This window comes from Luteimonas sp. FCS-9 (assembly GCF_001014645.1).
GTDB lineage: Bacteria > Pseudomonadota > Gammaproteobacteria > Xanthomonadales > Xanthomonadaceae > Luteimonas.
Genome location: NZ_LASZ01000001.1, coordinates 13,188 through 37,966, shown reverse-complemented (window position 1 = coordinate 37,966; position 24,779 = coordinate 13,188). Strand labels below are relative to the sequence as shown.

Annotated in this window: 24 protein-coding genes; all 24 read right to left on the bottom strand. The window is 72.6% G+C overall.

What is annotated here, in order from left to right:
* Nucleotide 1: 1 nt before the first annotated feature.
* On the bottom strand, nucleotides 2-490 hold the full coding sequence (locus WQ56_RS18955; RefSeq protein ID WP_047135058.1) for a flagellar basal body-associated FliL family protein: 489 nt from the start codon (nucleotides 488-490) through the stop codon (nucleotides 2-4).
* Nucleotides 491-710: 220 nt separating this feature from the next.
* Entirely contained in the window at nucleotides 711-1,769 is a 1,059-nt protein-coding gene (locus tag WQ56_RS00180; protein WP_052772729.1) for a flagellar hook-length control protein FliK, read from the bottom strand.
* A complete protein-coding gene (gene fliJ / locus WQ56_RS00175) occupies nucleotides 1,766-2,212 on the bottom strand; it encodes a flagellar export protein FliJ (protein WP_047135057.1) in 447 nt (148 codons plus the stop codon). The genes WQ56_RS00180 and fliJ overlap by 4 nt, the downstream gene beginning before the upstream one ends.
* Complete coding sequence (gene fliI / locus WQ56_RS00170) at nucleotides 2,209-3,600, bottom strand: flagellar protein export ATPase FliI (protein ID WP_047135056.1); 1,392 nt, start codon at nucleotides 3,598-3,600, stop codon at nucleotides 2,209-2,211. The genes fliJ and fliI overlap by 4 nt, the downstream gene beginning before the upstream one ends.
* Nucleotides 3,597-4,217: a FliH/SctL family protein gene (locus tag WQ56_RS00165; RefSeq protein WP_047135055.1), complete on the bottom strand. Its 621-nt coding sequence runs from the start codon at nucleotides 4,215-4,217 to the stop codon at nucleotides 3,597-3,599. Before WQ56_RS00165 ends, fliI begins: the two co-directional genes overlap by 4 nt.
* Nucleotides 4,214-5,206, bottom strand: coding sequence for a flagellar motor switch protein FliG (gene fliG, locus WQ56_RS00160; RefSeq protein WP_047135054.1), 993 nt, complete (start codon nucleotides 5,204-5,206; stop codon nucleotides 4,214-4,216). Before fliG ends, WQ56_RS00165 begins: the two co-directional genes overlap by 4 nt.
* 10 nt (nucleotides 5,207-5,216) lie before the next feature.
* Nucleotides 5,217-6,914, bottom strand: coding sequence for a flagellar basal-body MS-ring/collar protein FliF (fliF, locus tag WQ56_RS00155; protein ID WP_047135053.1), 1,698 nt, complete (start codon nucleotides 6,912-6,914; stop codon nucleotides 5,217-5,219).
* A 23-nt stretch (nucleotides 6,915-6,937) separates the two neighbouring features.
* On the bottom strand, nucleotides 6,938-7,333 hold the full coding sequence (gene fliE, locus WQ56_RS00150; protein ID WP_047135052.1) for a flagellar hook-basal body complex protein FliE: 396 nt from the start codon (nucleotides 7,331-7,333) through the stop codon (nucleotides 6,938-6,940).
* Nucleotides 7,334-7,662: 329 nt separating this feature from the next.
* Nucleotides 7,663-9,096: a sigma-54 dependent transcriptional regulator gene (locus WQ56_RS00145; RefSeq protein ID WP_047135051.1), complete on the bottom strand. Its 1,434-nt coding sequence runs from the start codon at nucleotides 9,094-9,096 to the stop codon at nucleotides 7,663-7,665.
* On the bottom strand, nucleotides 9,093-9,488 hold the full coding sequence (locus WQ56_RS00140) for a response regulator transcription factor (protein WP_047135050.1): 396 nt from the start codon (nucleotides 9,486-9,488) through the stop codon (nucleotides 9,093-9,095). The genes WQ56_RS00145 and WQ56_RS00140 overlap by 4 nt, the downstream gene beginning before the upstream one ends.
* A 7-nt stretch (nucleotides 9,489-9,495) precedes the next feature.
* Nucleotides 9,496-10,902, bottom strand: a complete 1,407-nt coding sequence (gene rpoN / locus WQ56_RS00135; RefSeq protein WP_047135049.1) for an RNA polymerase factor sigma-54 — start codon at nucleotides 10,900-10,902, stop codon at nucleotides 9,496-9,498.
* A gap of 354 nt (nucleotides 10,903-11,256) precedes the next feature.
* Nucleotides 11,257-11,895: a response regulator transcription factor gene (locus WQ56_RS00130; protein WP_047135048.1), complete on the bottom strand. Its 639-nt coding sequence runs from the start codon at nucleotides 11,893-11,895 to the stop codon at nucleotides 11,257-11,259.
* 132 nt (nucleotides 11,896-12,027) lie between these two features.
* Nucleotides 12,028-12,591 carry a PilZ domain-containing protein gene (locus WQ56_RS00125; RefSeq protein ID WP_047135047.1) on the bottom strand — a complete coding sequence of 188 codons (564 nt, stop codon included), beginning with the start codon at nucleotides 12,589-12,591 and terminating at the stop codon, nucleotides 12,028-12,030.
* Nucleotides 12,588-12,884: a flagellar protein FliT gene (locus WQ56_RS00120; protein ID WP_052772728.1), complete on the bottom strand. Its 297-nt coding sequence runs from the start codon at nucleotides 12,882-12,884 to the stop codon at nucleotides 12,588-12,590. Before WQ56_RS00120 ends, WQ56_RS00125 begins: the two co-directional genes overlap by 4 nt.
* Nucleotides 12,881-13,297: a flagellar export chaperone FliS gene (gene fliS, locus WQ56_RS00115; protein ID WP_047135046.1), complete on the bottom strand. Its 417-nt coding sequence runs from the start codon at nucleotides 13,295-13,297 to the stop codon at nucleotides 12,881-12,883. Before fliS ends, WQ56_RS00120 begins: the two co-directional genes overlap by 4 nt.
* A 17-nt stretch (nucleotides 13,298-13,314) precedes the next feature.
* A complete protein-coding gene (fliD, locus tag WQ56_RS00110; protein WP_047135045.1) occupies nucleotides 13,315-14,712 on the bottom strand; it encodes a flagellar filament capping protein FliD in 1,398 nt (465 codons plus the stop codon).
* Between the two features lie 312 nt (nucleotides 14,713-15,024).
* Nucleotides 15,025-16,194 carry a flagellin gene (locus tag WQ56_RS00105; RefSeq protein ID WP_047135044.1) on the bottom strand — a complete coding sequence of 390 codons (1,170 nt, stop codon included), beginning with the start codon at nucleotides 16,192-16,194 and terminating at the stop codon, nucleotides 15,025-15,027.
* Nucleotides 16,195-16,776: 582 nt separating this feature from the next.
* The gene (gene flgL / locus WQ56_RS00100; RefSeq protein WP_047135043.1) at nucleotides 16,777-17,979 is read right to left on the bottom strand and encodes a flagellar hook-associated protein FlgL; all 1,203 of its coding nucleotides are present in this window, start codon (nucleotides 17,977-17,979) and stop codon (nucleotides 16,777-16,779) included.
* Nucleotides 17,976-19,853 (bottom strand): flagellar hook-associated protein FlgK, encoded by a 1,878-nt coding sequence (flgK, locus tag WQ56_RS00095; RefSeq protein WP_047135042.1) that lies wholly within the window; start codon nucleotides 19,851-19,853, stop codon nucleotides 17,976-17,978. Before flgK ends, flgL begins: the two co-directional genes overlap by 4 nt.
* A 15-nt stretch (nucleotides 19,854-19,868) precedes the next feature.
* Nucleotides 19,869-21,005 carry a glucosaminidase domain-containing protein gene (locus WQ56_RS00090; RefSeq protein WP_047135041.1) on the bottom strand — a complete coding sequence of 379 codons (1,137 nt, stop codon included), beginning with the start codon at nucleotides 21,003-21,005 and terminating at the stop codon, nucleotides 19,869-19,871.
* 1 nt (nucleotide 21,006) lies between these two features.
* Complete coding sequence (locus WQ56_RS00085; protein WP_047135040.1) at nucleotides 21,007-22,125, bottom strand: flagellar basal body P-ring protein FlgI; 1,119 nt, start codon at nucleotides 22,123-22,125, stop codon at nucleotides 21,007-21,009.
* An 8-nt stretch (nucleotides 22,126-22,133) separates the two neighbouring features.
* Entirely contained in the window at nucleotides 22,134-22,832 is a 699-nt protein-coding gene (gene flgH, locus WQ56_RS00080; RefSeq protein ID WP_047135039.1) for a flagellar basal body L-ring protein FlgH, read from the bottom strand.
* 7 nt (nucleotides 22,833-22,839) lie between these two features.
* Nucleotides 22,840-23,625 carry a flagellar basal-body rod protein FlgG gene (flgG, locus tag WQ56_RS00075; RefSeq protein ID WP_047135038.1) on the bottom strand — a complete coding sequence of 262 codons (786 nt, stop codon included), beginning with the start codon at nucleotides 23,623-23,625 and terminating at the stop codon, nucleotides 22,840-22,842.
* Between the two features lie 328 nt (nucleotides 23,626-23,953).
* Complete coding sequence (locus tag WQ56_RS00070) at nucleotides 23,954-24,703, bottom strand: flagellar basal body rod protein FlgF (RefSeq protein WP_047135037.1); 750 nt, start codon at nucleotides 24,701-24,703, stop codon at nucleotides 23,954-23,956.
* Nucleotides 24,704-24,779 lie beyond the last annotated feature (76 nt).

Sequence of the window (24,779 nt, the reverse complement as noted above, 5' to 3'; positions counted from 1 at the left end):
CTCACTGGGTGACGAAACTGGTGAACAGCAGCGACTCGGCGCTCGGCTTGCCGGTCTCCTCGGTCATCAGCGTCTGCACCTCGCGCAGCGCCTGGGCGCGCAGCGCCTCCTTGCCCTCGCGGGTGGCGACGGTGCCGGCGGTCTGCTGCGAGAACAGCATCAGCAGCCGGGCACGCAGCGCCGGCTCGTGGTGCTGCAGCTGGGCCACGTCCAGCGGGTCGCGGGTGACCAGCTGGACCTCGACCTGCAGGTAGCGCGGCCCGTCGTTGTCGTCGCCGAGGTTGACGACGAACGGCGGCGCCATCGGCAGGTACTGCGCCTGCGCCGGCAGGGCAGGCTTGGCCGGCCCCGGCTCGCCTCGCAGATGCAGGGCGGCGGCGCCGCCAGCGGCAGCCAGGGCGAGCAGCAGGAGACCGCCGAGGATCAGCAGCAACGGCTTGAGACGCTTCTTGGATGGAGACTTGCGTTGGGGATCGGCAGCGGCGGCCACGGGACGGGTCCGGAGGGGGTGCCTGTCCTGCGATGCAATCGCCGTGCCGTTCCGGCGACGACGTCCCGTCGCGAGGTGGCGCCGGTGTGGCGCCGCCTGCCGCGGCGGGCGCGGTTCCAGGCGCAACGTGCGGTGTCGGCGCCGGCCACCTGGCGCGCCGCGCCGGCGTTCGTCCGTGTCGACCGCAGGCGCAATCGCGACGCAGGCGTCGCCGTCGACGTCAGGCGTACGCGTCGAGCAGGCCGATCCGAGTGGGCGCGATCGCCGGCGCCGGTGTCGGCTCGGCGCCGGCATGCGGATCGATGTCCCGGTCAGACCGCCCGGACGGCGACGACATTCCGTCGCGGGCATCCGCGCCGCCGTCGTGGCCCACGCCGGCGTGCGCGAGTTGGAAGCCGTGCTCGCCGAGCAGATCGCGCAGTCGTGGCAGGCCCTGCTCCAGAGCGTCGCGGGTCTGCGCGTGCGGGCTGACGAAGTCCGCCGCGATGCGGTCGCCGTCGAGCTGCAGGCGGACCTCGATCGGACCCAGGTCCTGCGGCGTCACGCGGATGCGGGCGTGGCCGATCTTCTGGCCGGCCATCCATTCGAGCTGTGCGCCCAGGCGGTCCTCGAAGTCGCCACCGTGGACGTCGGGCGGGGGCAGCGGCGAGGCGAGCAGCGGCGCCGGCGCGCGCGCGGCCGGTGCCGGCGCGCCGGGCAGGGCGAATGCGATGGGTGCGGGCTCGCCGGCGTCGGCCACGGGGTCGCCGGGCGAGGCCGGCACGGCATCGGCGGCCGCATCGACGGCGAGCATGGCGTCGCCCGGCGGCACGGCATCGGGCGGCGGCAGCGACGCCGGCATCGCAATGCCGGTCGCGGCGACGGGCGATGCGGCAGCGGTGGGCGGCGGCAGTGGCGCTTCGGATGCGGGAGTCGCCTCCGCCGGCAGTTCGGGGGCAGGCGAGAACCCCACCAGTCCGGCGAGCCCGGTCGGTGGCCAGGGGGCCGGGACGACGGGCGGGAGCGCGGCGCCGGCCGCTGCGGTGGCCGGATCGGGATCGTCCTGCGCGGAGGCGGCCTCGTGCGACGTCGGCCCGTCGGCATCCGCGGCCGGGGCCTCGTCGGCGGGCGGGCGGGCATCGCGCCGCTGCGCTGCGCCGTCGGCGCTGCGTTGCGCCTGCCGGTGCTCGAGCGCGCGCGCGAAGCCGTCGTCGCCACGGGCGCCCTCGGACGCCGCGCCGCGCGTGGTCCTTGGCATCGGGACCGTGCCGGCCTGCGCGGTGGACGCCAGCGGGGTCATGCGTCGCGTCCCTCGGTCACGGCGAGGCGCACGCGCCGCGCGCCCAGGTCGTCGAGTTCGCGCTGCGAGCGGCGTTCGTCGACCTGGCGCTCCTGCGCGCGATAGCTGGCGGCCAGCTGTTCGAGCACCTGCTTGTCCCGGCTCGCCAGCAGCAGGCGGCCGCGCTCGAGTTCGACGGTCTGCCGGCTCTGATCGACGGTGCGGCTCTGCTGCTCGACCGCGCTCTCCAGGCGTTCGAGGAAGGCGCGACGATTCGCGAGCTGCGCGGGGCTGGTCGCGGCGAGCTGGCTGTGGGCGTACTCGTCCGCGTAGCGCCGCAGCTCGGCCAGCCTGGCCTCGTGCTCGTCGAGCGAGGACTGGCGCTGGGCGAGCACGCGCGCCGCGGCGTCCTCGTGGTCCTGGGCGCGGCTGAGCAGCGGGTCGATACGTCGGGACTGTTTCATGCGGCGGGCTCCTCGGGGTGCAACAGGCGTTCGAGCGCCTCTCGGCTGTGCTGCAGGTCGGCGGCGCGGGCGATATCCTGGCCCAGGAAGTCGACGATCTCCGGCCAGCGCGCCAGCGCCTCGTCGACCGCGGGGTCGCCGCCGCGCTGGTAGGCACCGATGGCGATGAGGTCGCGGTTGGCGTTGTAGGCGCTGACCAGGCGCTTGAGCGCGCGGATGCGGTCGCGCCAGTCGACGTCGGCGATCTCGGTGACCACGCGGCTGACCGACGACTCGACGTCGATGGCCGGGTACAGGCCGGCGTCGGCGATGCGGCGCGAGAGCAGGATGTGGCCGTCGAGGATCGCGCGCGCGGCGTCGGCGATCGGGTCCTGCGGGTCGTCGCCCTCGGTCAGCACGGTGTAGAACGCGGTGATCGAGCCGCGGCCCTTGGCGCCGTTGCCGGCGCGCTCGACCAGCGCGGGCAGCTTGGCGAACACCGACGGCGGATAGCCGCGCGTGGTCGGCGGCTCGCCGACCGACAGTCCGATCTCGCGCTGGGCCTGCGCGAAGCGGGTCAGCGAGTCCATCAGCAGCAGGACGTTGAGGCCCTGGTCGCGGAACCACTCGGCGATCGCGGTCGCGCGATAGGCGCCGTGCAGCCGCGCCAGCGGCGGCCGGTCGGCGGGGGCGGCGACGACGACCGCGCGGCGCAGGCCGTCCTCGCCGAGCGTCGTCTCGACGAAATCGCGCACCTCGCGGCCGCGCTCGCCGATCAGGCCCACGACGATGACGTCGGCCGAGGTGAAGCGGGTCATCATGCCCAGCAGCGTCGACTTGCCCACGCCCGAGCCCGCGAACAGGCCCACGCGCTGGCCGCGGCCGATCGGCAGCAGCGCGTTGATCGCGCGCACGCCCACGTCCAGCGGCTGGGTGATCGGCTCGCGCGCCAGCGGATTGATCGACACGCCGGCCATGCCGACGGTGCCCTCGGCGCGGATCGGGCCCTTGCCGTCGAGCGGCACGCCGTCGCTGTCGATGACGCGGCCCAGCAGGCCCTCGCCGATCTCCACGCCGCCGCGGCGGTGCAGCGGCACGACGCGGGCGTTGGGCAGCAGGCCGTGCAGTTCGGCGCTGGGCATCAGCGAGGTCCGTTCGCCGGCGAAGCCGACGACCTCGGCTTCGACCCAGCCGCCGTCGGCGACCTCGACCCGGCAGGTCGCACCCATCGGCGCCTCGCAGCCCACCGCCTCGAGCGTCAGTCCGACCGCGCGGCGCAGGATGCCCTCGCGGATCAGGCCGCGCCCGGCGGCCGGATCGAGACCGGTGGTATCCAGGCGCGCGGCCAGGCGCAGGTTGCGCGCTGCCAGCCAGTCGGCGGGATCGGCGCGGGGCAGGGCGGCGGTCATCCGCGCGTCCCGGCGCGGCGCAGCACGGTCTCCAGCGCGCCGCGCAGCCGCGCCTCGAGACTGCCGTCGATGCGCACGCTCTGCGCGTGCACGCGCAGGTCGCCGCGCGCCAGCGCCGGATCGGCGACGAGCCGGGTCTCGGGCGGCAGGGTCAGCAGCGGCGTCAGCGAGGCGATGTCGTCGGGGTGCAGGCGCACCTCGACCTCGCGCGCCGCACCGCCGACCGCCTCGACGGCCTCGCCGACGAGCTCGGCCAGCAGCGCGGGCTCGGCCTGGTAGGCGCGGCCGACCAGGCCGCCGGCGACGCGGACGGCCAGTTCGCCGAGCGCGGCGACGACCTCGTTCTCCAGCCGCGCCAGCGGCCGCGAGAAGTTGTCGAGGATGCCCTCGATCTGCGCGGCCAGCCGGCGCATCTCGGCCTGGGCCTGGGCCAGGCCCTCGGCACGGCCCTGGGCGAGGCCTTCCGCATGGCCCTCGCGCTGCGCGTCGTCGCGGATGCGCTGGATCTCCTCGAGCGAAGGGGGGCGCGGCAGCTCGACGGGCGCCTCGGCGATCGCCGGCGGTGGCGCGGCGCTGTCGTCCAGCGCCGGCGCCAGCCAGCGCACGACGCCGCTCATACCAGTGCCTCGGCGTTGCTGCCGCCGCCCAGCGTCAGCGCGCCCTCATCGGCGAGCCGGCGCACGATCGTCAGGATCTCCTTCTGCGCCGATTCCACGTCCGACAGGCGCACCGGGCCGCGGGCCTCCATGTCCTCGATCAGGATCTCGGCGGCGCGCTGCGACATGTTGCGGGTGATCTTCTCGCGCACGCGCGGGTCGGCGCCGCGCAGCGCGATGCCGAGGCGGTCGCCGGACACCTCGCGCAGTACCGTCTGCAGCTCGCGGTCGTCGAGTTCGATGAGGTCGTCGAACACGAACATCAGGTCCTGGATGCGCTGGCACAGCTGCGCGTCGATCTTGCGGATCGCGGCCAGCAGGCCCTGGTCCTGGCCCGATTCCATGAAGTTGAGGATGTTCGCGGCCACCTTGACGCCGCCGACCGCCGACGACTTGAGATTCTGGTTGCCGGCGAACTGCCGCTCCATGATCTCGTTGAGCTCGTTGAGTGCGTTGGGCGGGATGCCGTCGAGCGTGGCGATGCGCAGCAGCACGTCGGCGCGCGTGCGCTCGGGCATCAGCTTCAGCGCGTCGGCGGCCTGGTCGGGATCGAGGTGCGACATCACGATCGCGATGATCTGCGGATGCTCGTGGCGCACCAGGTCGGCGATCGCGCGCGGGTCCATCCACTTGAGCGTGTCCAGTCCGGTGGTGTTGCGCCCCAGCAGGATGCGGTCGATCAGGCTGCCGGCCTTGTCGGCGCCCAGCGCCTGCACCAGCACCGCGCGGATGTAGTCGTCGGCGCCGACGCCCAGCGAGGTCTGCCGCTCCAGCGCGCCGTGGAAGTCGTCCATCACGCCGGTGACCTGCTCGCGGCTGACCGGCCCCATCGTCGCCATCGCCAGGCCGAGCTTCTGCACTTCCTTGGCGCCCATGTGCTTGAGCACCTCGGCCGCGTCCGCCTCGCCGAGCGAGAGCAGCAGCACCGCGGCGCGCTGCACGCCGGTCATCTCGCCGATGTCATGTGGTCGCTTCATCGCCCAGCCATCCCTTCACGACCTGTGCCACACGCTTCGAATCGGTCTTCACCGCCTCGCGGGCCTGCCGCAGGCGGTCCTCGTAGGCATCCGACGGCAACGCGATCGGCGCCTGGGCCTGGGCCGGCAGCGCGCCGATCTGCGCGGTGTCGTCGGCGAGCGCCGGCAAGGCCTCGTCGTCGAGCAGCACGACCTCGGCGGTGTCGGGCCCGGCGTTGCGGCGCGCCTTCGCCGACGGCCCGGTGATCTGGCGCACGGCAGGGCGCACCACGCCGAACAGCAGCGCCAGCACGACCAGCGCGCCGAGCGCGATCCGGGCGATGTCGCGCAGCATCGGCTGCTGCCACCACGGCACCGCGCCGACGTCGTCGAGACTCTCGCGCACGAACGGGGCGTTCATCACCGACACCACGTCGCCGCGGGTCTCGTCGAAGCCGACCGCCTGGCGCACCAGCGCCTCGACGCGCTGCAGCTCGGCCGCGGTCAGCGGCTGCAGCGTGGTCGCGCCGTCGGTGCCGGCGCGCGGCACGTGGTCGACCAGCACCGCGGCGGTGACCCGGCGGATGCGGCCCGGCGGCTGGCGGGTGTGGCTGAGCGTGCGGTCGAGCTCGTAGTTGCGGGTCGAGCTGCGCGACGATTCGCCGGCATTGCCCGCGGCCGCGGCCACCGCCGCATCGACCGGCGCGGGATTGGCGGCGGTGTCGGGCAGGTTGCTGGTCGCGCCGGGGATGCCCTGCGGGCCGCCGTCGCGCGAGGTGTTCTCGCTCAGCTGCTCGCTGCGCAGCTTCGGCGGCTCGGCGTTGTAGAGCTCGCGCGCCTCCTCGCTGACCGAGAAGTCCATGTCGACGGTGACCTCGGCGTTCACGCGGCCGGCGCCGGTCATCGGCTCGAGCAGCTCGCGGATGCGCTGGTTGAACGAGGTCTCCTGGCGCCGCGCCTGTTCGAACTGCTGCGCGCTCAGCGCCGCGCCCGGATCCTGGCGGTCGTCGCTGAGCAGGCGGCCGTTCTGGTCGACGATCGTGACACGCTCGGGCGCGAGGTCGGGAATGCTGGAGGCGACCAGGTGCACGATCGCGTCGACCTGGCCGCGCTCGAGGCTGGCGCCGCCGCGCAGCTCGAGCACCACCGAGGCGCTCGCGGCCTCGCGCTGTCGGGTGAACGCGCTGGGCTTGGGGATCGCCAGGTGCACCCGCGCGTCGCGCACCGGGCGCAACGCGGCGATCGTGCGCACCAGTTCGGTCTCCAGCGCATGTTGGTAGCGCGCGGTCTCGACGAACTGGCTGACGCCGAAGCCCGGGTCGCGCTCCATCAGCTCGAAGCCCAGGCGGCCCGATTCGGTCAGCCCGGAGCCAGCGAGTTTCAGACGTGCGTCGTGCACGTTCTGCTCGGGCACCGAGATCGCGCCGGTCGCCTGGTCGATGCGGAACGGGATCTGCGCGGTGCGCAGCAGGTCGGTCGCCTCGGCCGTGGCCTTGGCGTCCAGGCCGGCGTAGAGCGGCACGTAGCCGGGCGTCTGCGACCAGAAGAACACGATCAGGCCGACCGCGATCGCCGCGGCCAGCAGTAGCATCTTGCCCAGGCGCCGGGCGAGCTGCATCTTCTCGAGCCGGTCGAGGACCTCGACGGCCTTGCCGCCGGCCTTCTCGGCGTTGAAGACATCCTTGGTGAGCTGGATCGCCATGGTTCAGTCGTTCTCCGGTGCCGTCACAGCGGCATGTTCATGACGTCCTGGTACGCCTGCACCAGTCGGTTGCGCACTTCCACGGTGGCGCGGAACGCCACCTGCGATTGCTGCGAGGCCACCATCACCTTGGCCAGGTCCGCGCCGGGCTCGCCGAGCTCGAACGCCCGCACCAGCGCACCGCTGCGCTGCTGCGCTGAGTTCACGCCCTCGATCGCGTTGCGCAACGTCGCGCCGAAGCTCGGCGTCGCCGCGGCCGACGCGCCACCCGGCGCCTGCACGCCGCCCAGGCCCTGGACCGGGATCGCATCGGAGCGGGCGGCATCGGCCGCGATCGCCTCGCGCGCCTGCGCCATGGGCTGCATCTGGCCCTGGTAGCTGCGGATCTGCGAGAGGATCGAATTGACCGAATGGCTCATGGGAGACGGGTGCCGGAATCCTGCCGTGAGGATGCAAGTCGCGTGCCGGAACCGGCGAGAACGGGCTTGTGCTTCGTAGGCGCGCGCTTGCGCGCGATGGGGCAGTCCCGGTAGAGCCACTTCGCGCGCGAGCGCGCTCCTACAAGTCCCCGGTCACCAGCGCGGCTCAGAAGAATCGGTCTCCGATGGCGCAGGTCTACGGCGTTTGTTGCCCCTGTAGGAGCGCGCTTGCGCGCGATGGGGCTGCCCCGGTAGAGCCCTTCGCGCGCGGGCGCGCTCCTACGGGGCCTGGCCACAAGCGTGACCCAGCGGAATCGGGCGCCGAATCCTCAGGCCGCCAGGTCGCGCTCGATGCCGTACTTGCGCAGCTTCTCGGCGAGCGTCGTGCGGCGCAGGCCCAGCAGCTGGGCGGCATGCGCGACGACGCCGTCGCTGCGTTCGAGCGCCTCGCGGATCAGGCCCAGCTCGATCCGCGCCATGTGGTCGCGCAGGTCCAGCCCGTCCTCGGGCAGTTGCGCGGCGTCGGTCACGGTCACCGCGACGGTCGCCTGGGCACGGGCCGGAGACGCCGTGGCGGGCGCGGGCGGGGCGGGGACATCGGCGAGATGCTCGCGGTAGCGCTGCGGCAGGTCCTGCACGCGCACCACGCCGCCGGGGTTGAGCACGGCCAGGCGCTCGACCAGGTTGCTCAGCTCGCGCACGTTGCCCGGCCACGCGTAGCCGGCCAGCGCGTCGAGCGTCTCGGCCGCGAAGCGGATCTCGCCGCGGCCATTGCGCGCCAGCTGCGCGGCGATCGTGCCCACCAGCTCGGGCAGGTCGTCGCGCCGCTCGCGCAGCGACGGCATCTCGATCGGGAACACGTTGAGCCGATAGAACAGGTCCTCGCGGAACTGGCCATCGCCGATGCGGGCCTCGAGGTCGCGGTGGGTGGCCGCGATCACGCGCACGTCGCAGCGGATCGACTGGTTGCCGCCGACGCGCTCGAAGCAGCGTTCCTGCAGCACGCGCAGCAGCTTGACCTGCATCGGCAGGCTCATGTCGCCGATCTCGTCGAGCAGCAGCGTGCCGCCCTCGGCCATCTCGAAGCGGCCCTTGCGGGCCGACAGCGCACCGGTGAACGCGCCCTTCTCGTGGCCGAACAGCTCGCTTTCCAGCAGTTCGGCCGGGATCGCGCCGCAGTTGATCGCCACGAACGGTCCGTCGCGCCGCGCCGAGCGCTGATGGATCGCGCGCGCGGCGACCTCCTTGCCGGTGCCCGATTCGCCCAGCACCAGCACGGTGGTGTCGAACGGCGCGACCTGGTCGATCATCCGCCGCAGCCGCCGCACCGGCTCGCTGCCGCCGGTGGGGCCGCCGCCCTGGTCGGCCGAGGCCTGGCGGTCGGCGTCGATGCGCCGGAGGCTGGCGATGCGCAGCAGGTTCTCGAGCTGGGCGTGGCGCAGCGGCGATTCGAGCGTCCACACGCCGGCCTCGTGCAGCCCGTGCGCGGCGGCGAACGCCGGCGCTTCGCCGTCGATCAGCAGCACCGGCGGCGCGATGCCGGCCTGGCCGAGCCAGCCGAAGAACGCCGACGCGCCGGCGGCGTCGCCGTCGACGTCGCCGACCAGCACCGCGACCCAGTCGCTGGACCGATGGCGCGCGACCGAGATCTCCCCCGGCTCGGCGACCCAGCGCGGGCGCAGGTCCATGAACTCGAGCAGCGTGCACAGCCGCTCGGCGCGGTCGCCGTCGGCGTCGATGACCAGGATGCGCGGTTCGCTCACGATGGGTCTCCCTGGCGGCCCTGCGGGCCGTGCAACGTCTCCAGGATCTGCATGACCTCCTGGATGTAGGACAGCTTGCTGACGAAGTTGTCGGCACCGGCGCGCGTGGCGTGCTCGCGGTGCTCGGCGTCGTCGAAGTGGCTGGCGATGACGATGTAGGGCGGGTCGTCCTGCGCCTTGATCAGGCGCGCGGCCTGCAGCCCGCCCATCTCGGGCATCGCCAGGTCCATCAGCACCACGTCCGGGCGCAGCGCCTCGGACTGCGCGATCGCCTCGAGCCCGTTGCCGGCCGTGCCGACGACCTCCAGCCAGTCGAGCCTGCGGAAATGGCGCAGCGCGGCGTTGATGAAGCCTTCGTGGTCGTCGACCAGCAGTACCTTGATCTTGTCCATGGAATCCTCAGGCCGTCCGGGCCAGCAGGGCGGGGCGGCCGGCGTGGCGGCGCGCCCGCGCGGGGGCGATGTCGAGCTGTTCGCGGTACTTGGCGACGGTGCGGCGCGCGATGTGCACGCCTTGGCGCGCGAGCAGCGCGGCGATCGCCTCGTCGGCCAGCGGGCGCTGCGGCGGCTCGGCCTCGATCAGGCGCCGCACCATCGCGCGCACCGCGGCGCCCGAGACGTTGGCACCCTCCAGGCGCACCGCGAAGAAGCGCTTCATCTCGATCGTGCCGCGCGGGGTCTGCAGGTACTTGCCGGTGGTGATCCGCGAGACGGTGGATTCGTGCATGCCGATCGCCTCGGCGACGTCCTTGAGCGTCAGCGGCGCCATCGCCTCCTCGCCGCGCGCCAGGAACGCGGCCTGGCGTTCGACGATGACGCGGGCAGTGCGCAGCAGCGTGTCGTAGCGCATCGACAGCCCGCGGGTGAACCAGCGCGCCTCCTGCAGCAGCTCGCGCATCGGCGCGGCGGCCTCGCCGCCGTCGGCGAGCATGCGCTCGTAGCCGGCGGCGACCGACACGCGCGGGGTCGAGGCCGGGTTCAGCGCGACGCGCCAGCCGGCATCGGCGTGCCAGACCACGACGTCGGGCACGACCGCCGCGTCGTCGTCCGGCGCCCCGGCCTGGGCCGGGCGCGGATCGAGCGCGAGCACCCGCCGGATCGCCTCGTGCACGTCGTCGGGCTCGCAGTCGAGGCGGCGCGCGATGCCGGCGATGTCATGCGCGGCGAGCAGGTCGAGGGCGGTGTCGACCAGTCGCCGGGCCAGGTGGCGGCCGGCGACCGGCCCGGGCAGGGCGTCGAGCTGGGCCAGCAGGCATTCGCGCACGTCGCGCGCGGCGATGCCCGCGGGATCGCCGGCCAGCAGGCGTTGACGGACCGACTCCATGCGGGCCGCACTCCGGCCCAGCAGCGCGGCGCCGCGCGCGGCGAGCGTCTCGGCGGGCTCGACCAAGTAGCCGGCCTCGTCGCAGTGCTCGAGCCAGAACGCCGCCAGCGGCAGCGCATCGGCCGGCAGCTCGAGCGCCAGGCGCTGCAGGATGCGCCAGTGCGGATCGCTGGAGTCCGCGGCGGCGATCCGCTGCAGGCCTTCGTCCTCGCCGCTCCAGCTCGCGCCGCGGACGTCCCACATCGCGGCCTCGGGCAGTTCGTCGAATGCCGCGACCTCGACCGCGCCGTCGGTGCGGTCCGGCACCGGACTTGCAACCGGTTCCTCGTCCAGCTCCAGCAGCGGGTTGTGCGCCAGCACGCGTCGCACCTCGAGCTCCAGCTGCAATCCGTCGAGCTGCAGCAGCCGGATCGACTGCAGCAGCTGCGGGGTCATGTGCAGCTGCTGGCCCAACTGCATCGAAGTGGTCGCACTCGCCTTCATGGCCGTGTCCGGTTTCCGTCGCGGCGCAGACCGCGCCAGTGACGGCATCGTGAAGCCGTCGCGACGGTTCCGGTATCGGGGTGTTTCCGACAGGATGCGGGGTTCGCCCGACCGCTGTCGGGGTTTCCCCGACGGCGATGCGGGCCCCCGAGCGCCGGAAATCCGTCAGGAGGCTGGTTCCGCAGCGGCGCATCCGATCTGTAGGAGCGCGCTTGCGCGCGATCAGATATTGCCGGGCAAGCCCTTCGCGCGCGAGCGCGCTCCTACACAAGGCGTCGTCGCCGCAGACGTAAGCGTCGCGATCCACCTGTAGGAGCGCGCTCGCGCGCGATGGCGAATCCTAAGATTGCGCGCCTACGGATCCCGGTCCGCTGCGCCCTGCCGCGCGGCGATCAGCACCAGCTCGTTGGCGCGCCGGCAGCCCAGCGCCTCCATCATCCGGGCGCGGTGCGTCTCGACGGTCTTGACGCTGATCCCGAGCTCGGCCGCGATCTCCTTGCTGCTGCGCCCGCGGCCGATCAGGTCGAGGATCTGCTGCTGCCGCCGCGACAGGCCATCGACCCCGCCGTGCCGCGGACGGCCGAACATCGGTGCCATCAGCCGCGACGACAGCCGGGGGCTCAGGAAGAGCTCGCCGCCCATCGCGGTGCGCAGCGCCAGTTCCAGTTCCAGCGGCGCGGCGTCCTTGACGATGAAGCCGGCTGCGCCGCGCTCGACCGCCGTGCGCACGTGCTGGGCGTCGTCGTGCATCGACATGATCAGTACGCGGGTGGCGGGCAGCTCGGCATGGATCGCGGCCATGGCCTCGATCCCGCTGCGGCCCGGCAGCGACAGGTCCATCAGCACGAGATCGGGGCGGTGGACCAGGCTCAGCGTCAGCGCCTCGTCGGCCCGGCTGGCCTCTGCACAGACGACGACGTCGTGGAAGCCCTGCAGCAACCGGCTCAGGCCGGCACGGACCAACGTGTGGTCGTCGACGATCAGTACTCGCACCAGCCCGCATCCCCCTGGCAGTCGCACGGGCTGCCGGACGGACAGGATACGGCAGCGCGCCCGGATGCCCCAGCGGCCGGGCGTCGCGAACTGTGACAGGGCGCAGGTTTCGGGCCCGCGCCGACGGATGCCTCAGCGCCGACGCTGCTCGGCGACCTGGCGGCGGTGCAGGCGGAACAGGTGGCGGTCGAGCGCCTCGACGAGGTCGGGCCGCAGTCCGGCGAACGCCAGCCACAGGCGCGTGCGGCCGTGGCCGTCCTCGCAGGCGACGACGGTCGCCGGCAGTTCGAGCGGGTCGGGCAGCCAGTCCGCCGGCTGCAGCCGGACGATCGCCGCGGCGCCGGCGGGCAGGCCCTGGCCGGGATCGAGGTCGACCCGCAGGCCGTGGCACGACCAATGCACCAGCCGCTCGGTCAGGCCATCGTCGCGTCTGGCCAGGCGGCCGAGCAGGGCGAGGATCAGGTCGAGCTTGGCGTCCATGCGCTGCGCCAGCAGCGGCAGGTCGCCGTGGTCGTCGCCGTCGTCCTTGCGCAGGTCCTCGATGTGGGCCAGCGCCGAGAGCAGGGTGACGGCCTGGGTCTGGCGGCCGGCGCCATCGGCGGGCTCGACCGCGACCGGCAGGTCGAGCTCGCAGCTCAGTGCGTCGCCGAACAGCCGCAGTTCGGCCTCGGCCGGCGCGGTCGCCAGGCCGGTCATGGCGCGTGCCCCACGTCGGCGTAGGCGCGCGAGGCGGCGTCGGCGCGGTGCACCTGCCGCAGTTGCACGGCGACCGCGTCGCGGCGTGCGCGCATGCGCGCGGTCAGCGCGTGCTGGGTCGCGAGCAGTGCGCGCAGCGCCTCCACCGGCAGGCGGGCGCCCAGCGTCTCGATCGTGCCGCGCAGCCGCTGCTGGTAGCCGGCCAGCAGCCCGGCGGCGGCGTCGAACTCGTCGCGCGCGATCGCCGCGTCGAGCGCGTCCAGATCCCGGTGCAGGGCCTCGAGCACGCTCACGCGGTGGCGTCCGCCACCGCCGCCTGCGGCTTGGCCGGGCCGATCGCGTTCCAGGCCGCGTCGACCTCGGCCAGCAGCGTCAGCGCCTCACGCAGGCCGGCGGCGTCGTTCTGCAGGTTGGCCTCGGTCAGCCGCCGCACGATGTAGTCGTACAGCGAGGACAGGTTGGCCGCGATCTCGCCGCCGGCCTCGTGGTCGAGCGAGCCGTCGAGGTGGCCCACGATCGCGCAGGCCTCGCCGATGGCCTTGCCCTTGCGCGCCTGGTCGCCGCGTTCCAGGCAGGCCTCGGCCAGGCGGATGCGCTCGCAGGCGCCGGCCAGCAGCAACGCGACCAGCCGGTGCGGATCGGCCTCCATGACCGCGCCTTCCAGCTGCGTCTGCCGGTATTGCTGGGCGTAGTTGCGGGGCATCATCTGGCGTCTCCGAAGAATCACTGTGAAGTCTGCGCGGACAGCGCTGCGAGCTGCTGCGAGAGGTAGGAATTGGTGGTGCTCATCTGCGCCATCAGCGTGTCGAGCGCGACGAACTGCGCCTGGTAGCGCTTGGCGACGCCTTCCATGCGGACTTCCAGGGCCTGGCGCTGCTTGGTCACATCCTTGACCTGGCCGTCGAGGCTCTGCTTGCGCGACGTGAAGGTGCCTTCGGCGCCGACATAGGTCTTGACGACCGCATTGAGCCGCGAGGCGGCGCCGCCCTCGCCACTGAGCGCGGCGACGATCTTGGCCGGATTGGCGGCCATCGCCGCGTCGAACTTCGCGGTGTCGAGCACGAGATTGCCGTTCGGGTTGGGATGCCCCTGGGTCTGCAGGCCGAGCGTGGCCGCGTCGAGGCCCTGCGCCGCCAGGTCGCCCAGCAGTTCGCTCATCATGCCGCGCAGCTGCGAGGCCGCCCCCCGCATCTGCGCATCGCCGGTCAACGACGACGGCGTGTTGGTTTCGGCGTTGTAGCTGGTCGCTGTCGAGATCGCGTTGAGCGCGGCGTTGTAGGCCTTGACGAAGCTTTCCACCGCCGCGCGACTCCCGCCGGGATTGGCGGACACCTCGACGATGCTCGTGCCGGCATCCTTGAGCTTGAGCGTCAGGCCCGGCACCGCATCGACGATCGTGTTGCTGGCGCTGGTGGTCGCGAGCCCGTCGATGCTGACGACCGCGTCGGCGGCGGGCGACCGTTCCTGCATGCCGTCGATCAGCGCGCCGAGGTCGCTGCCGCCGGCGATGACGCTGATCGCGATCGCATTCGCCGCGCCGGTCTTGTCGCTGCCGATCGACAGGTGCTGGCCCTCATCCGACGTCAGCAGCGCCGCCTGCACGCCGTGCTTGCCGGCAGCGCCGTTGATCGCACTGCGGATGTCGGCCAGGCTCGCATCGGCGGGCACCTCGACATCGACGAAGTCCGCGCCGATGCCGATCCGCAACGTGCCCGCGTCGTAGCGCGTGTCCTTGTCGATGCCGCCCCCGACCAGTTTGTGGGCGGTGGCCAGGCTCTGGACCTGGACCTCGTAGCGCCCGATCGGTGTGCCGCCAGCCGCGGTCGCGCCCAGCACGGTGTCGGTCGTCGCGCCCGTCGGCGCGGCGCCGGTCGTGGAGCGGGAACTGACCGTCCGTGCGCCCAGTGCATCCGTCTTCTGCAATGCGTCCAGTGCGGTCTTGAGGCCGTCGAATGCCGACGTGACCGCGCCCAGCCCGGACAGCTTGAACTTGGCGGTCGCTTCGAGCTTGTTCAGCCTCGCGTCCTGCGGCGCGCGTTCCGCCGCCACGAGCTGGGTGACGATGCCGCTGATGTCGAGCCCGGAGCCGACGCCGCCGTAGCCGAAGGAATAGTCCGCCATGTGAGAGTCTCCTGGCCCGGTCGTCCGGATACGCCGAACGCCGGTGGGTCCGGATGGGATAACGGCCCCTGGCCGCGCTTCTTGAGCGCGTGCAAGTCGCGTGCCTGGGCGGCGACCCGCTTGCCCCCGTGCAGTCGTGCGCGCGCAAGGGCCGACTGGGACGCCCCGCGCGTAGGAGCGCGCTCGCGCGCGAAACGGGCGTTAGCGGTACACCTTCGCGCGCGAGCGCGCTCCTACCAAAAAAAAACCTCCGGCCGAAGCCGGAGGTTTCCGAAACAGGGCGACATCCGCCGCCCTGACGATCCGCAGGACTCAGCGCAGCAGGCTGAGCACGTTCTGCGGGATCTGGTTGGCCTGCGCCAGCATCGCGGTGCCGGCCTGCTGCAGGATCTGCGTGCGCGACAGCTCGGCGGTCTCCTTGGCGAAGTCGGTGTCCATGATCCGGCTGCGGGCGGCCGACAGGTTCTCGCCGCTGGTCTGCAGGTTGGCGACGACCGAGCTGAAGCGGTTCTGGATCGCGCCCAGGTCCGCACGCGTGTTGTTGATCTCGCCCAGCGCCTCGTCGACGATCGTCAGCGCCTGCTGCGCGCCCTTGACCGACGAGATGTCGATGTCCTTGATCGTGGTGGTGGCCGCGGTCGTGGCACCGGCGACCAGGTTCGTCGATCCGGCGGTATCGATCTCGCCGTCCTTGCCGACCGTGTTCAGCGTGATGCCCTCGACGCCGTCTTCGCCGGTCGTGACTTCGGCGTAGACGCCGGTCTCGCCGATCTGGGCATTGATCGCGGCAGTGAGCGACTTGACGTCGTAGCTGCCGTCCACCGCCTCGACCGGCGGCGCGGCATCCGGGTCGGCTTCCACGGCGGCCGTGGTCTTGACCTTCGACAGGTCGATCGTCTTGCCGTTGATCACCAGCGCGTCGCCGTCGGCGGGCGCGGTGATGGTCAGCGCTGCGCTCTCGAACCCGGTCTTGCCCAGCGACTCGGTCTTGGCATCGACCACCTTGTCGATCGCGATCGACTGGCCGGCATTGGCGCCGACCTGGAACAGCGCGCCGCTGAAGCTGCCGTCGAGCAGCTTGGTGCCGTTGAAGTCGGACTGCTTGGCGACGCGGTCGATTTCCGACATCAGCTGCGTGACCTCGGCCTGCAGCGCCTGGCGGTCGGAGGTGGAGTTGGTCGCGTTGGCGGCCTGGTTGGCGAGCTCGCGCACGCGCTGCAGGTTGTTGCCGATCTCGCTCAGCGAACCTTCCGCGGTCTGCGCCAGCGAGATGCCGTCGTTGGCGTTGCGGATCGCCACGTCCATGCCGCGGACCTGGGTGGTGAAGCGCTGCGAGATCGCCAGGCCGGCGGCGTCGTCCTTGGCGCTGTTGATGCGCGAGCCCGAGGACAGGCGCTGGATCGTCGTCGACAGGCTGGCGCTGTTGGTCGACAGGTTGCGCTGGGCGTTGAGCGCGATCGTGTTGGTGTTGATGACGGACATTGCTGGTCTCCTGGATGAGGGAATCCGGCGGGTACAGGGCCGTGCCGGTGGCGCCGCAGGGGCTTGCCGTCTCTACCGGCCCTGTCCTCTGCTGTAACCATTAACGGCGTGCCGGGTCCGGGCTTTAGGGCTTTCGTCGCACCGTCGGGACGGGCCGCCGCGTGTCCGTGTTCCGGACGCCTGGTTAACGGCCGCGGCGCGGCCGGATTGAGGGGCGGGGCGCCTGTCGACGTGGGGAGGGGGCGATGCGGCTGACGACGTGTTCCGTCGCCGGGCGCCGGAATCCGCGTGCGATGAGGGCGTCACGGGGAACGCGCTATCGCGCGCGAGCGCACTCCTACGGGATGCGGTGCGCCCATGGGGCGTGGTGGAGACGTGGGCGGATCGCGGCCAAGGGTGCCGTCGCCGGAGACGATCTGCGTGGGAGCACGCTTGCGCGCGATGAGGCTTTGCAGGGAACACCCATCGCGCGCGAGCGCGCTCCTACGGGTGCCATGCGCTGCAGCGCATGGCGGAGGCGTGCGCATCGTGCTCGCAGATACATGGCGGTTCGCCGGCGGCGCCGGCTGCAATCCGCCGGGATCAGCGCAACAGGTCGAACAGCGACAGGCGCTGCATCTGCACGAAGCTCAGCTGGGCGGCGTCGAGCGCGACCTTCTCGAGGTTGAACTGCGCGATCGCCTCGGCGTAGTCGAGGTCGCGCAGGCCCGAGAGCGTGGTCTCGATGGTCACGCCCTGGGCATCGCGCAGGCCGTCGGCGCTGTCGAGCGCGGCGAGCTGGGCGCCGCCGCTGGCGCGGGCGTCGATGAGGTGCGCCTGCGCGGTGGCGATGTCGCGCATCGCGCCCTGCAGGGCGTTCTGCTGGTCGGCGCGCTGGGGGGCGGTGGTCGGATCGAGCGCCAGCGCGCCGATCAGGCGGTCGATGGTCGCAAAGACGTCGCGCGTCGCGGCCGGCCCGACCTCGAACGCGTCGCCCTGCGCCGGTGCGCCCGCGATCACCACGTGCACGCCGGCGACGTCGATCGCATCGCCGTCGGCGTGCGTGCCGCTGGCGACGACCTCGCCCGCGGCGTCGCGCACCTCGTAGGCGCCCTCGGCGCCGAATTCGACCCGATAGCGGCCGCCGTCCCAGCGGGTCGAATCGGCGACCGAGAAGCTGCCGATGCGGCCGGTGCCGGCATTGCCGGCCTGCGCGTCGACGTCGGCCCGGCCGTCGCCGGTACGCACGCGCAGGAAGACCTCGCTGCCGGGCAGCGTGTCGGCGACGAACAGCTGTGGCGCGACCTCGACCTGGCGCTGGGTCTGGTCGCCACCGTAGGCGACGCTGCCGGCGACGCGGGTGAATGGCGGGCTGCCGTCCTGGGTGCCGCCGAACAGGTAGCGGCCGGTGCCGTCCGGGCTGTTGGCCACTTCCAGCAGGCTGTCGCGCAGGCTGGTGATCTCGATGCCGATGGCCTTGCGGTCGCCGTCCGACAACGACGCACTGTTGGCGCGCACGGTCAGCTCGGTGATCCGTCCCATGATGTCGCCGGCCTGCGACAGCGCGCTTTCCTGCATCCCCAGGCGGTGGCGCATGGCATCGCCGTTCTTGCCGAAGCGTTCGAGCTCGGCGAGCGCGCGGTCCAGGCCGACCGCGGCGCCGGCACCGACCGGATCGTCCTTGGCGGTGAGCAGCTTCTGGCCGGTGCCCAACTGCTGCTGCAGGCGCGCCAGCGAAGCCTGCTTGGACTGCAGCGACGCGATCGACTGCTGGTAGAGCATGCTGGTGGAGATGCGGTTGCTCATCGGCGGACGGCTCCGAGGATCGACTGGAACAGGGTGTCGGCGGTGGACACGATCTGCGCGGCGGCCTGGTAGGCCTGCTGGAGCTGCAGCATGTTCGCGGCCTCCTCGTCGAGGTTGACGCCCGAGACGCTGTCGCGCGCCGACTGCGCCTGCGTATGCACCACCGCCTGCGCCTCGGCGGCATAGGCGGCGTGGCGTGCGGTCGAGCCGACGGCCGAGGTCAGGCCCGAGATCGCGCCGTTGAGGCTGACGTTGCCGCCGTCGAGCAGGCGCAGATCGTCGAACCCGGCGAGCAGGGCGGCATTGCCGTTGTCGCTGGACCCGGCACCGGTCGGGCCGACCGTGAAGGCGTCGCCGGCGGCCGGCACGCCGTCGATGACGAACGACCAGCCGTTGGCCTCGATCCGCGCCCCGGGGGTGTAGGGGAACGGGCCGTCGCCGTCGATCGTGTACTGGTCGCCGTCGAGGAATTCGATGCTGGCCGGAGCCGCGAGCGCCGCATGGGCGGCATCGTCCACGCGGATGCCGGACGGCTTGCCGGTGCCCAGGTTGTCGAGCGCGGCGTCGACGCGCACCGGGGACGCTGCCGCGATCCGGCCCGGATCGGTGATCGCCACCGCCAGCCCGCCGGCGACCTGCGCGGTGGGCTGCAGCAGGAAGCGGTCCTGCTGCGCCGGCGTCCCGTTCACGACCAGTGCGATGCCGCCCACGCGCAGCGGGTCGTCGGCGGTGCCGGTGCCCGCGACCGGCACCGCGGCGCCGGTCCCCGCGTCGCTTGCCGACCACGCGCCGTCGCGCCACTGCACGACCAGGTTGCGGCCGTCGACAGCGGCGAGGTCGGCGACGCTGGCCGAGAGCCGCGCAGAGCCGGTGTTGCCCGCGTGCCCGGAGACGACCGGTGCGGGCACGGCGAAGAAGTCGCCGCCCCGTGCGCCGTACTGGTCGACGCCGGCGGCGTGGCCGGCGTTGAAGTGCAGCCCCAAGCCGAGTGCGACCCGGCCCAGTTCGGCCTGCGTCGGGTCGAGCACCTGGCTGCGGAACTCGAGCAGGCCGCCCAGGCGCCCGCCCATCGCGCGCTCGTCGATGCGCACGGTCTGCCCCGGCGCCTGCAGCGCGAGCTGCTGCCGCTCGGGCCGGTAGGGATCGGAGACGGTGGTCAGTTGCGAGGCCTGGCTGCCGACCACCAGTGCCTGGCCGCCGCTGGAGAACACGTTGATCGCGCCGCCGTCCTGTGCCACGGCCGTCCCGCCGGTCCAGCCGACGAGCTCGGTGATCAGCTGGTCGCGCTGGTCGAGCAGGTCGGGCGAGGCGGTCGTCGCGCTGCCGATGCGCGCGTTGAGCTGGGCGATCTGGCCGGCCAGGCGGTTGACCTCGGTCGCGCCGGCGACCAGGCCGTTGTCGACTTCGCTCGCCAGGCGCCCGAACTCGCCGTGCAACTGCTGGAAGCGCGAGGTCAGCGCCTTGGCGTCGCCGAGCAGGCTCTGGCGTTCGGCCGACGCCAAGGCGTTGGACGACAGCGCGCTGACCGCATCGAAGAAGTTCGACCATTGCCCGGCGATGCCGGTCGCCGACTCGGACATCAGGCTGTCGACGCGGCCGGTGAGGGTCGAGAGCTGCTGCAGGCGTGCGAGCTCGCCGCCGCTGTCGATCAACCGCGCGTTGGCCAGGTCGTCGGCGACGCGGCGGATGTCGCTGATCCGGGTGCCGCTGCCGATGTAGCCCACGCCGACGTCGCGCGGCGTGCCGGTCGCGAACTCGACCTGCTGGCGGCTGTAGCCGGGCGTCTTGATGTTGGCGACGTTGTGGCCGACGGTCGAGAGCGCCCGCTGGAACGCGATCAGCGCGCTGGTGCCGGTGGTGAGGACGTTGGCCATGGCGGGTCCTGGCGGCTAGCGGCGGGTGACGGCCTGGCCGGGCGTGTCGGCGCCGGCGAAGCGGAAGGAGGAGCGCGTGGCGGCGTCGCCGGCCTCGCGCGCGACCTCGGAGATCGTCGACAGCGCGCGGCCGAGCGTGGGGCCGTTGGCGATCGCGCTGATCTTGTCGGCGTAGCGCGGATCGGTGGCGTAGCCGGCGCGCTGCAGCGCACTGGCGAAGCGGCGCACGTCGCCGCCCGATTCGAGCGCCTGGCGGTAGCGCGGGTTCTGCTTGATCAGCCGAACGTAGTCCGCGAAGCTCTCGGCCGGCGAGGCGTAGGCGCGGAAGTCGGCGCGTTCGCTGTGGCGCACGCCGTTGCTGTACTCGTGCGTGGTCGCGCTTGCGCGTTCGCCCTGCCAGCCGGTCGCCTTGATGCCGAACAGGTTGTGCGCGGTCGCGCCGTCGCCGTGGCGGATCATGCGGCGGCCCCAGCCGGTCTCGAGCGCGGCCTGCGCGACCAGCGCCCGCGCGTCCACGCCGAGCTCCTGCGCCGCGGCCTGCGCGTGCGACCAGATCGAGGCGACGAAGCCTTCCGGCGTCCGCGTGCCCAGCCGTTCGGCGGCCGCGCGCGACGCGCTTTCCAGCGCCGCGGCGCCGGGCACCAGCGCCGTCGCGGCCGCTCCGGCGGCCTCCGCGGCGGGCTGCACGCGGGCCATCAGCCGGTCGATGAAGCCGTCCATCGGCGACGCGGCGGCCGCGTCGCCTTCCGGACCCGCCGGGCGCCCGGCGATCAGGTCGAGCGTGCGCGCGCCCAGGGTCCCGGGCAGCTCGGACGCGGCATCGCCGTCGATGGCCGAGGGCAGGGGCGCGGCCGGGTCCAGGCGCGTGTCGAGCACCGGCGCGGCCTCAGCGCCGCCGAGCTGGCGCGCGATCGTCTTCGCCAGGCCCAGCCCCGGCCCGTCGGTCAGCGACTTGGCGAGCTTCTGGTCGTAGAGGTCGCGGTAGAGCTGGTTCTCGCCGGGGAACAGCGCGTCGCCGAAGCTCGCGTCGCGCATGCTCTTGATCAGCATCTGCGCGAACACGCCCTCGAACTGGCGCGCGGCCTGGTCGATGCGCGCGGCATCGGGTCGCTGCGCGGGCGAAAGGTCGATGGGAGCCGGTGCGATCCGCATGTCAGATCACCTCGAGCTCCGCGCGCAGCGCGCCGGCCTGCTTGAGCGCCTCGAGGATCGCGATCAGGTCGCCGGGCGCCGCGCCCACCGCATTGACGGCGCGGACGATCTCGTCGAGCGAGGTGCCGCCGGCGAACTTGAACATGCGGCTGCCGTCCTGGCCGATCTCGATGTCCGACTGCGGCGCCACGACCGTGCTGCCGCGGCCGAAGGGCTCGGGCTGGCTCACGCCCACGCTCTCGGTGATCGTCACGCTCAGCGAGCCGTGGGCGATCGCCGCCGGCAGCACCTTGACCTGCGAGCCGATGACGACGGTGCCGGTGCGCGAGTTGACGATGACCTTCGCCGGCGCCGAGCCTGCGGCCAGCTGCACGTTCTCCACCTGCGCCAGGAAGCCGATCCGCGCCCCCGGGTCGAACGGGGCGCGCACCGCGACGGTCACGCCGTCGACCGCGCGCGCGGTGCCCGGGCCGAAGCGCGCGTCGAGCGCGGCGACCATGTTGGCGATGGTGCTGAAATCGGCCCGGTTGAGGTTGAGGGTCAACTCGCCGCTGTCGCCCATGTCGCCGGCCGCGACACCGCGTTCGACCATCGCGCCGTTCGGGATGCGTCCCACGCTGGGGATGTTGACCGACACGCGCGAGCCGTCGCGCCCCTGCGCGCCGAAGCCGCCGACCACCAGGCTGCCCTGGGCGATCGCGTAGACCTGGCCGTCGGCGCCCTTGAGCGGGGCCATCAGCAGCGTGCCGCCGCGCAGCGAGACCGCGTTGGCGATCGACGACACGGTCACGTCGATCGTCTGGCCGGGCTTGGCGAACGGCGGCAGCTCGGCGTGGATCGCGACCGCGGCCACGTTCTTGAGCTGCGGGTTCACGTTCGACGGCACGGTCACGCCGAGTTCGTTGAGCATGTTGCGCAGGCTCTGCACGGTGAAGGGCGCTTGGCTGGTGCGGTCGCCGCTGCCGTCCAGGCCCACGACCAGGCCGTAGCCGACGAGCGCGTTGCCGCGCACGCCGCCGACGGTGGCCAGGTCCTTGATGCGCTCCTGCCCGAACGCGGGCAGGCAGGCGCACAGCGCGAGCGCGACGACGAGAAACGGACGGAGGCGGGCAAGGCGCATGGCGGGGCTCAGTAGGGATACAGCCGCGAATTGAAGAAGCGGCCCAGCCAGCCCATCGCGTTGGACTGGGCGATCGCGCCGCGGCCGCCGTAGACGATCCGGGCGTCGGCGACGCGGCCCGAGGGCACGCTGTTGTCGGGGGCGATGTCGGCCGGGCGCACGATGCCCTGGACTTGCACCAGCTCGTTGCCCTGGTTCAGGCGCAGGTTCTTGCTGCCCTCGACCACCAGGTTGCCGTTGGGCAGCCGTTGCACGACGGTGACGGTGATGCTGCCCTGCAGGCGGTTGCTCTGTGTGCTGCGGCCACTGCCGTCGAAGTCGCGCGTGCCGGTGGCGCTGGCGCCGAGCACCTCGCGCCCGCCCACCGTGACCGGGGCGCCGAACAGGTTGGGCGCGGCGATCGCGATGCCGCTCTCCTTGCCGACCTGGGTTGCGGCGTTGGTCTGCGCGATCGTGCTCTCGACCAACTGGATCGTGATCAGGTCGCCGACGTCGCGCGCGCGCTTGTCGGCGAACAGCGACAGCCCGCCGCCGCCGGCCTGGTAGATCGCGCCCTGGGTCGCGTAGGCGGGCGCGGCGACCACCGGCTGGATCGGCGCCAGCGGCGGGTACGGGCGGACATCGCCGGCCGCGACGCAGCCGCCGAGCAGGGCGGTCAGCGCGATCGGCGCGAGGGCGCGCGGGACGGTCGGAAGGCGGGCGGACATGGTGGCCTCAGACGTTGTTGTTGAGGTAGCCGAGCATCGCGTCGGTGGTCGAGATCGCCTTGGCGTTCATCTCGTACGCCCGCTGGGTCTCGATCATGCTGACCAGCTCCTCAACCACGTTGACGTTGCTGCCTTCCAGCGCGCCCTGTTCGACCAGGCCCAGCCCGTTGAGGCCGGGCGTGCCGTTCTGCGCGGGGCCCGACGCGGTGGTCTCCAGGTACAGGTTCTCGCCGCGGGCCTGCAGCCCGGCGGGATTGATGAAGTCGCTGACGGTCAGCGCGCCGATCTCCAGGCCCTGGGCCTCGCCGGCCATCTGCACGGTGATCGTGCCGTCCTGGCCGATGGTCATCGACTGCGCGCCTTCGGGGATCTGGATGCCCGGCTGCACCGGGAACCCACTGCTGGTCACCAGCTCGCCCTGCGGACTGACCTGGAAGCTGCCGTCGCGGGTGTAGGCCGACGTGCCGTCGGGCATCAGGACCTCGAAGAAGCCGCGCCCGTTGATCATCACGTCGAGCGCGCGGCCGGTCTGCTGCGGGTTGCCCTGCTGGAAGTCCTTGGCCGTCGACACCACGCGCACGCCGGTGCCCAGCTGCAGGCCGGTCGGCAGCTGGGTCTGCGCCGAGGTCGCGCCGCCGGGCTGACGCACCTGCTGGTAGAGCAGGTCCTCGAAGTTGGCGCGGTCGCGCTTGAAGCCGGTGGTGTTGGTGTTGGCGAGATTGTTGGAGACCACGGACATGCGCGTCTGCTGCGCGTCCAGTCCGGTCTTCGCCACCCACAGTGCCTGGTTCATCGTCGTGTCCTCGATGCCGGCGCGGGGCGCCGTCGGATGGGGAGATGCAATCGGTGTGCCAGTGGCGCCGGGATTGGAGATTCGGGATTGGGGATTCGGACAAGCGGACGGGATGCGAGCGTCGGGCGGTGCGCGTTGCGTACCCGTCACGCATCAAGAATCGAAAGTCGCGCGTGCGAGTATCCCGCGGAGAACGGTGGTCATTCGGAATTCGGTCTTTGGAGGAGCGACGGGGCCGGGGCCGGGGCCGGGGCTGCAGCGTGCCGCTGTTGCCCGTCCCGAGTCCCCATTCCCGAATCCCCATTCCCACGCGCGCAAAGCGCGCGCGTCAGCCGCCCAGGCGCAGCAGGCTGTTGGCGGCCTGGGCGTTGTCGTCGCCGCGCTGGATCAGCTTGACCTGCATCTCGAACTGCCGCTGCAGCTGGATCATCTGCACCAGCGCGCCGGCGGCGTCGACGTTGCTGGCCTCCAGCGCGCCGGTGACCATCGTGTCGCCGGCCGCCTGGGCCAGCGGCTGCTGCGGGTCGGCGTTGCGCATCAGGCCGTCGAGCCCGCGCGCGAGCCGGTCGGGCGTGGCCTCGACGACGCGGATGCGGCCGACGATCGCCAGCGTCTGCGGGCCTTCGCCCAGCGGCACGATCGACACGGTGCCGTCCTGGCCGACGTCCAGCGCCTGGTGCGGCGGCAGCGTCATCGGCAGCCCGTTCTCGTCGACCAGCGGGTGCCCGCCGGCGGTGACCAACTGGCCGTTGGGTGTCAGCGACAGATTGCCGGCGCGGGTGTAGGCCTCGCCGCCGTCGGCCGACTGCACCGCGAGCCAGCGGTCGGGCCGCAGCGAGACGTCGAGCGGGTTGCCGGTCACGCGCTGCGCGCCGACCCGGCTGTCGAAGCCCTGGTCGATGTGCATCGCGTCGATGCGCGAGGCGTGCGCGCCGCCGGGCACGAGGTAGGCCTGCGTGTTCGCCAGCGCCGCCTTGAACCCGGCGGTCTCGGCATTGGCCAGGTTGTGCGCCACCGTGCCCTGCGCCTGCAGCGTGGCGCGGGCACCGCTCATCGCGACGTAGAGGGATTTGTCCATGGAGGCCGGGATTGGGGATTCGGGATTGGGGATGCGGGATCAGCAAGATCGGGCGGGAGTCGCCTTCGCGAATCCC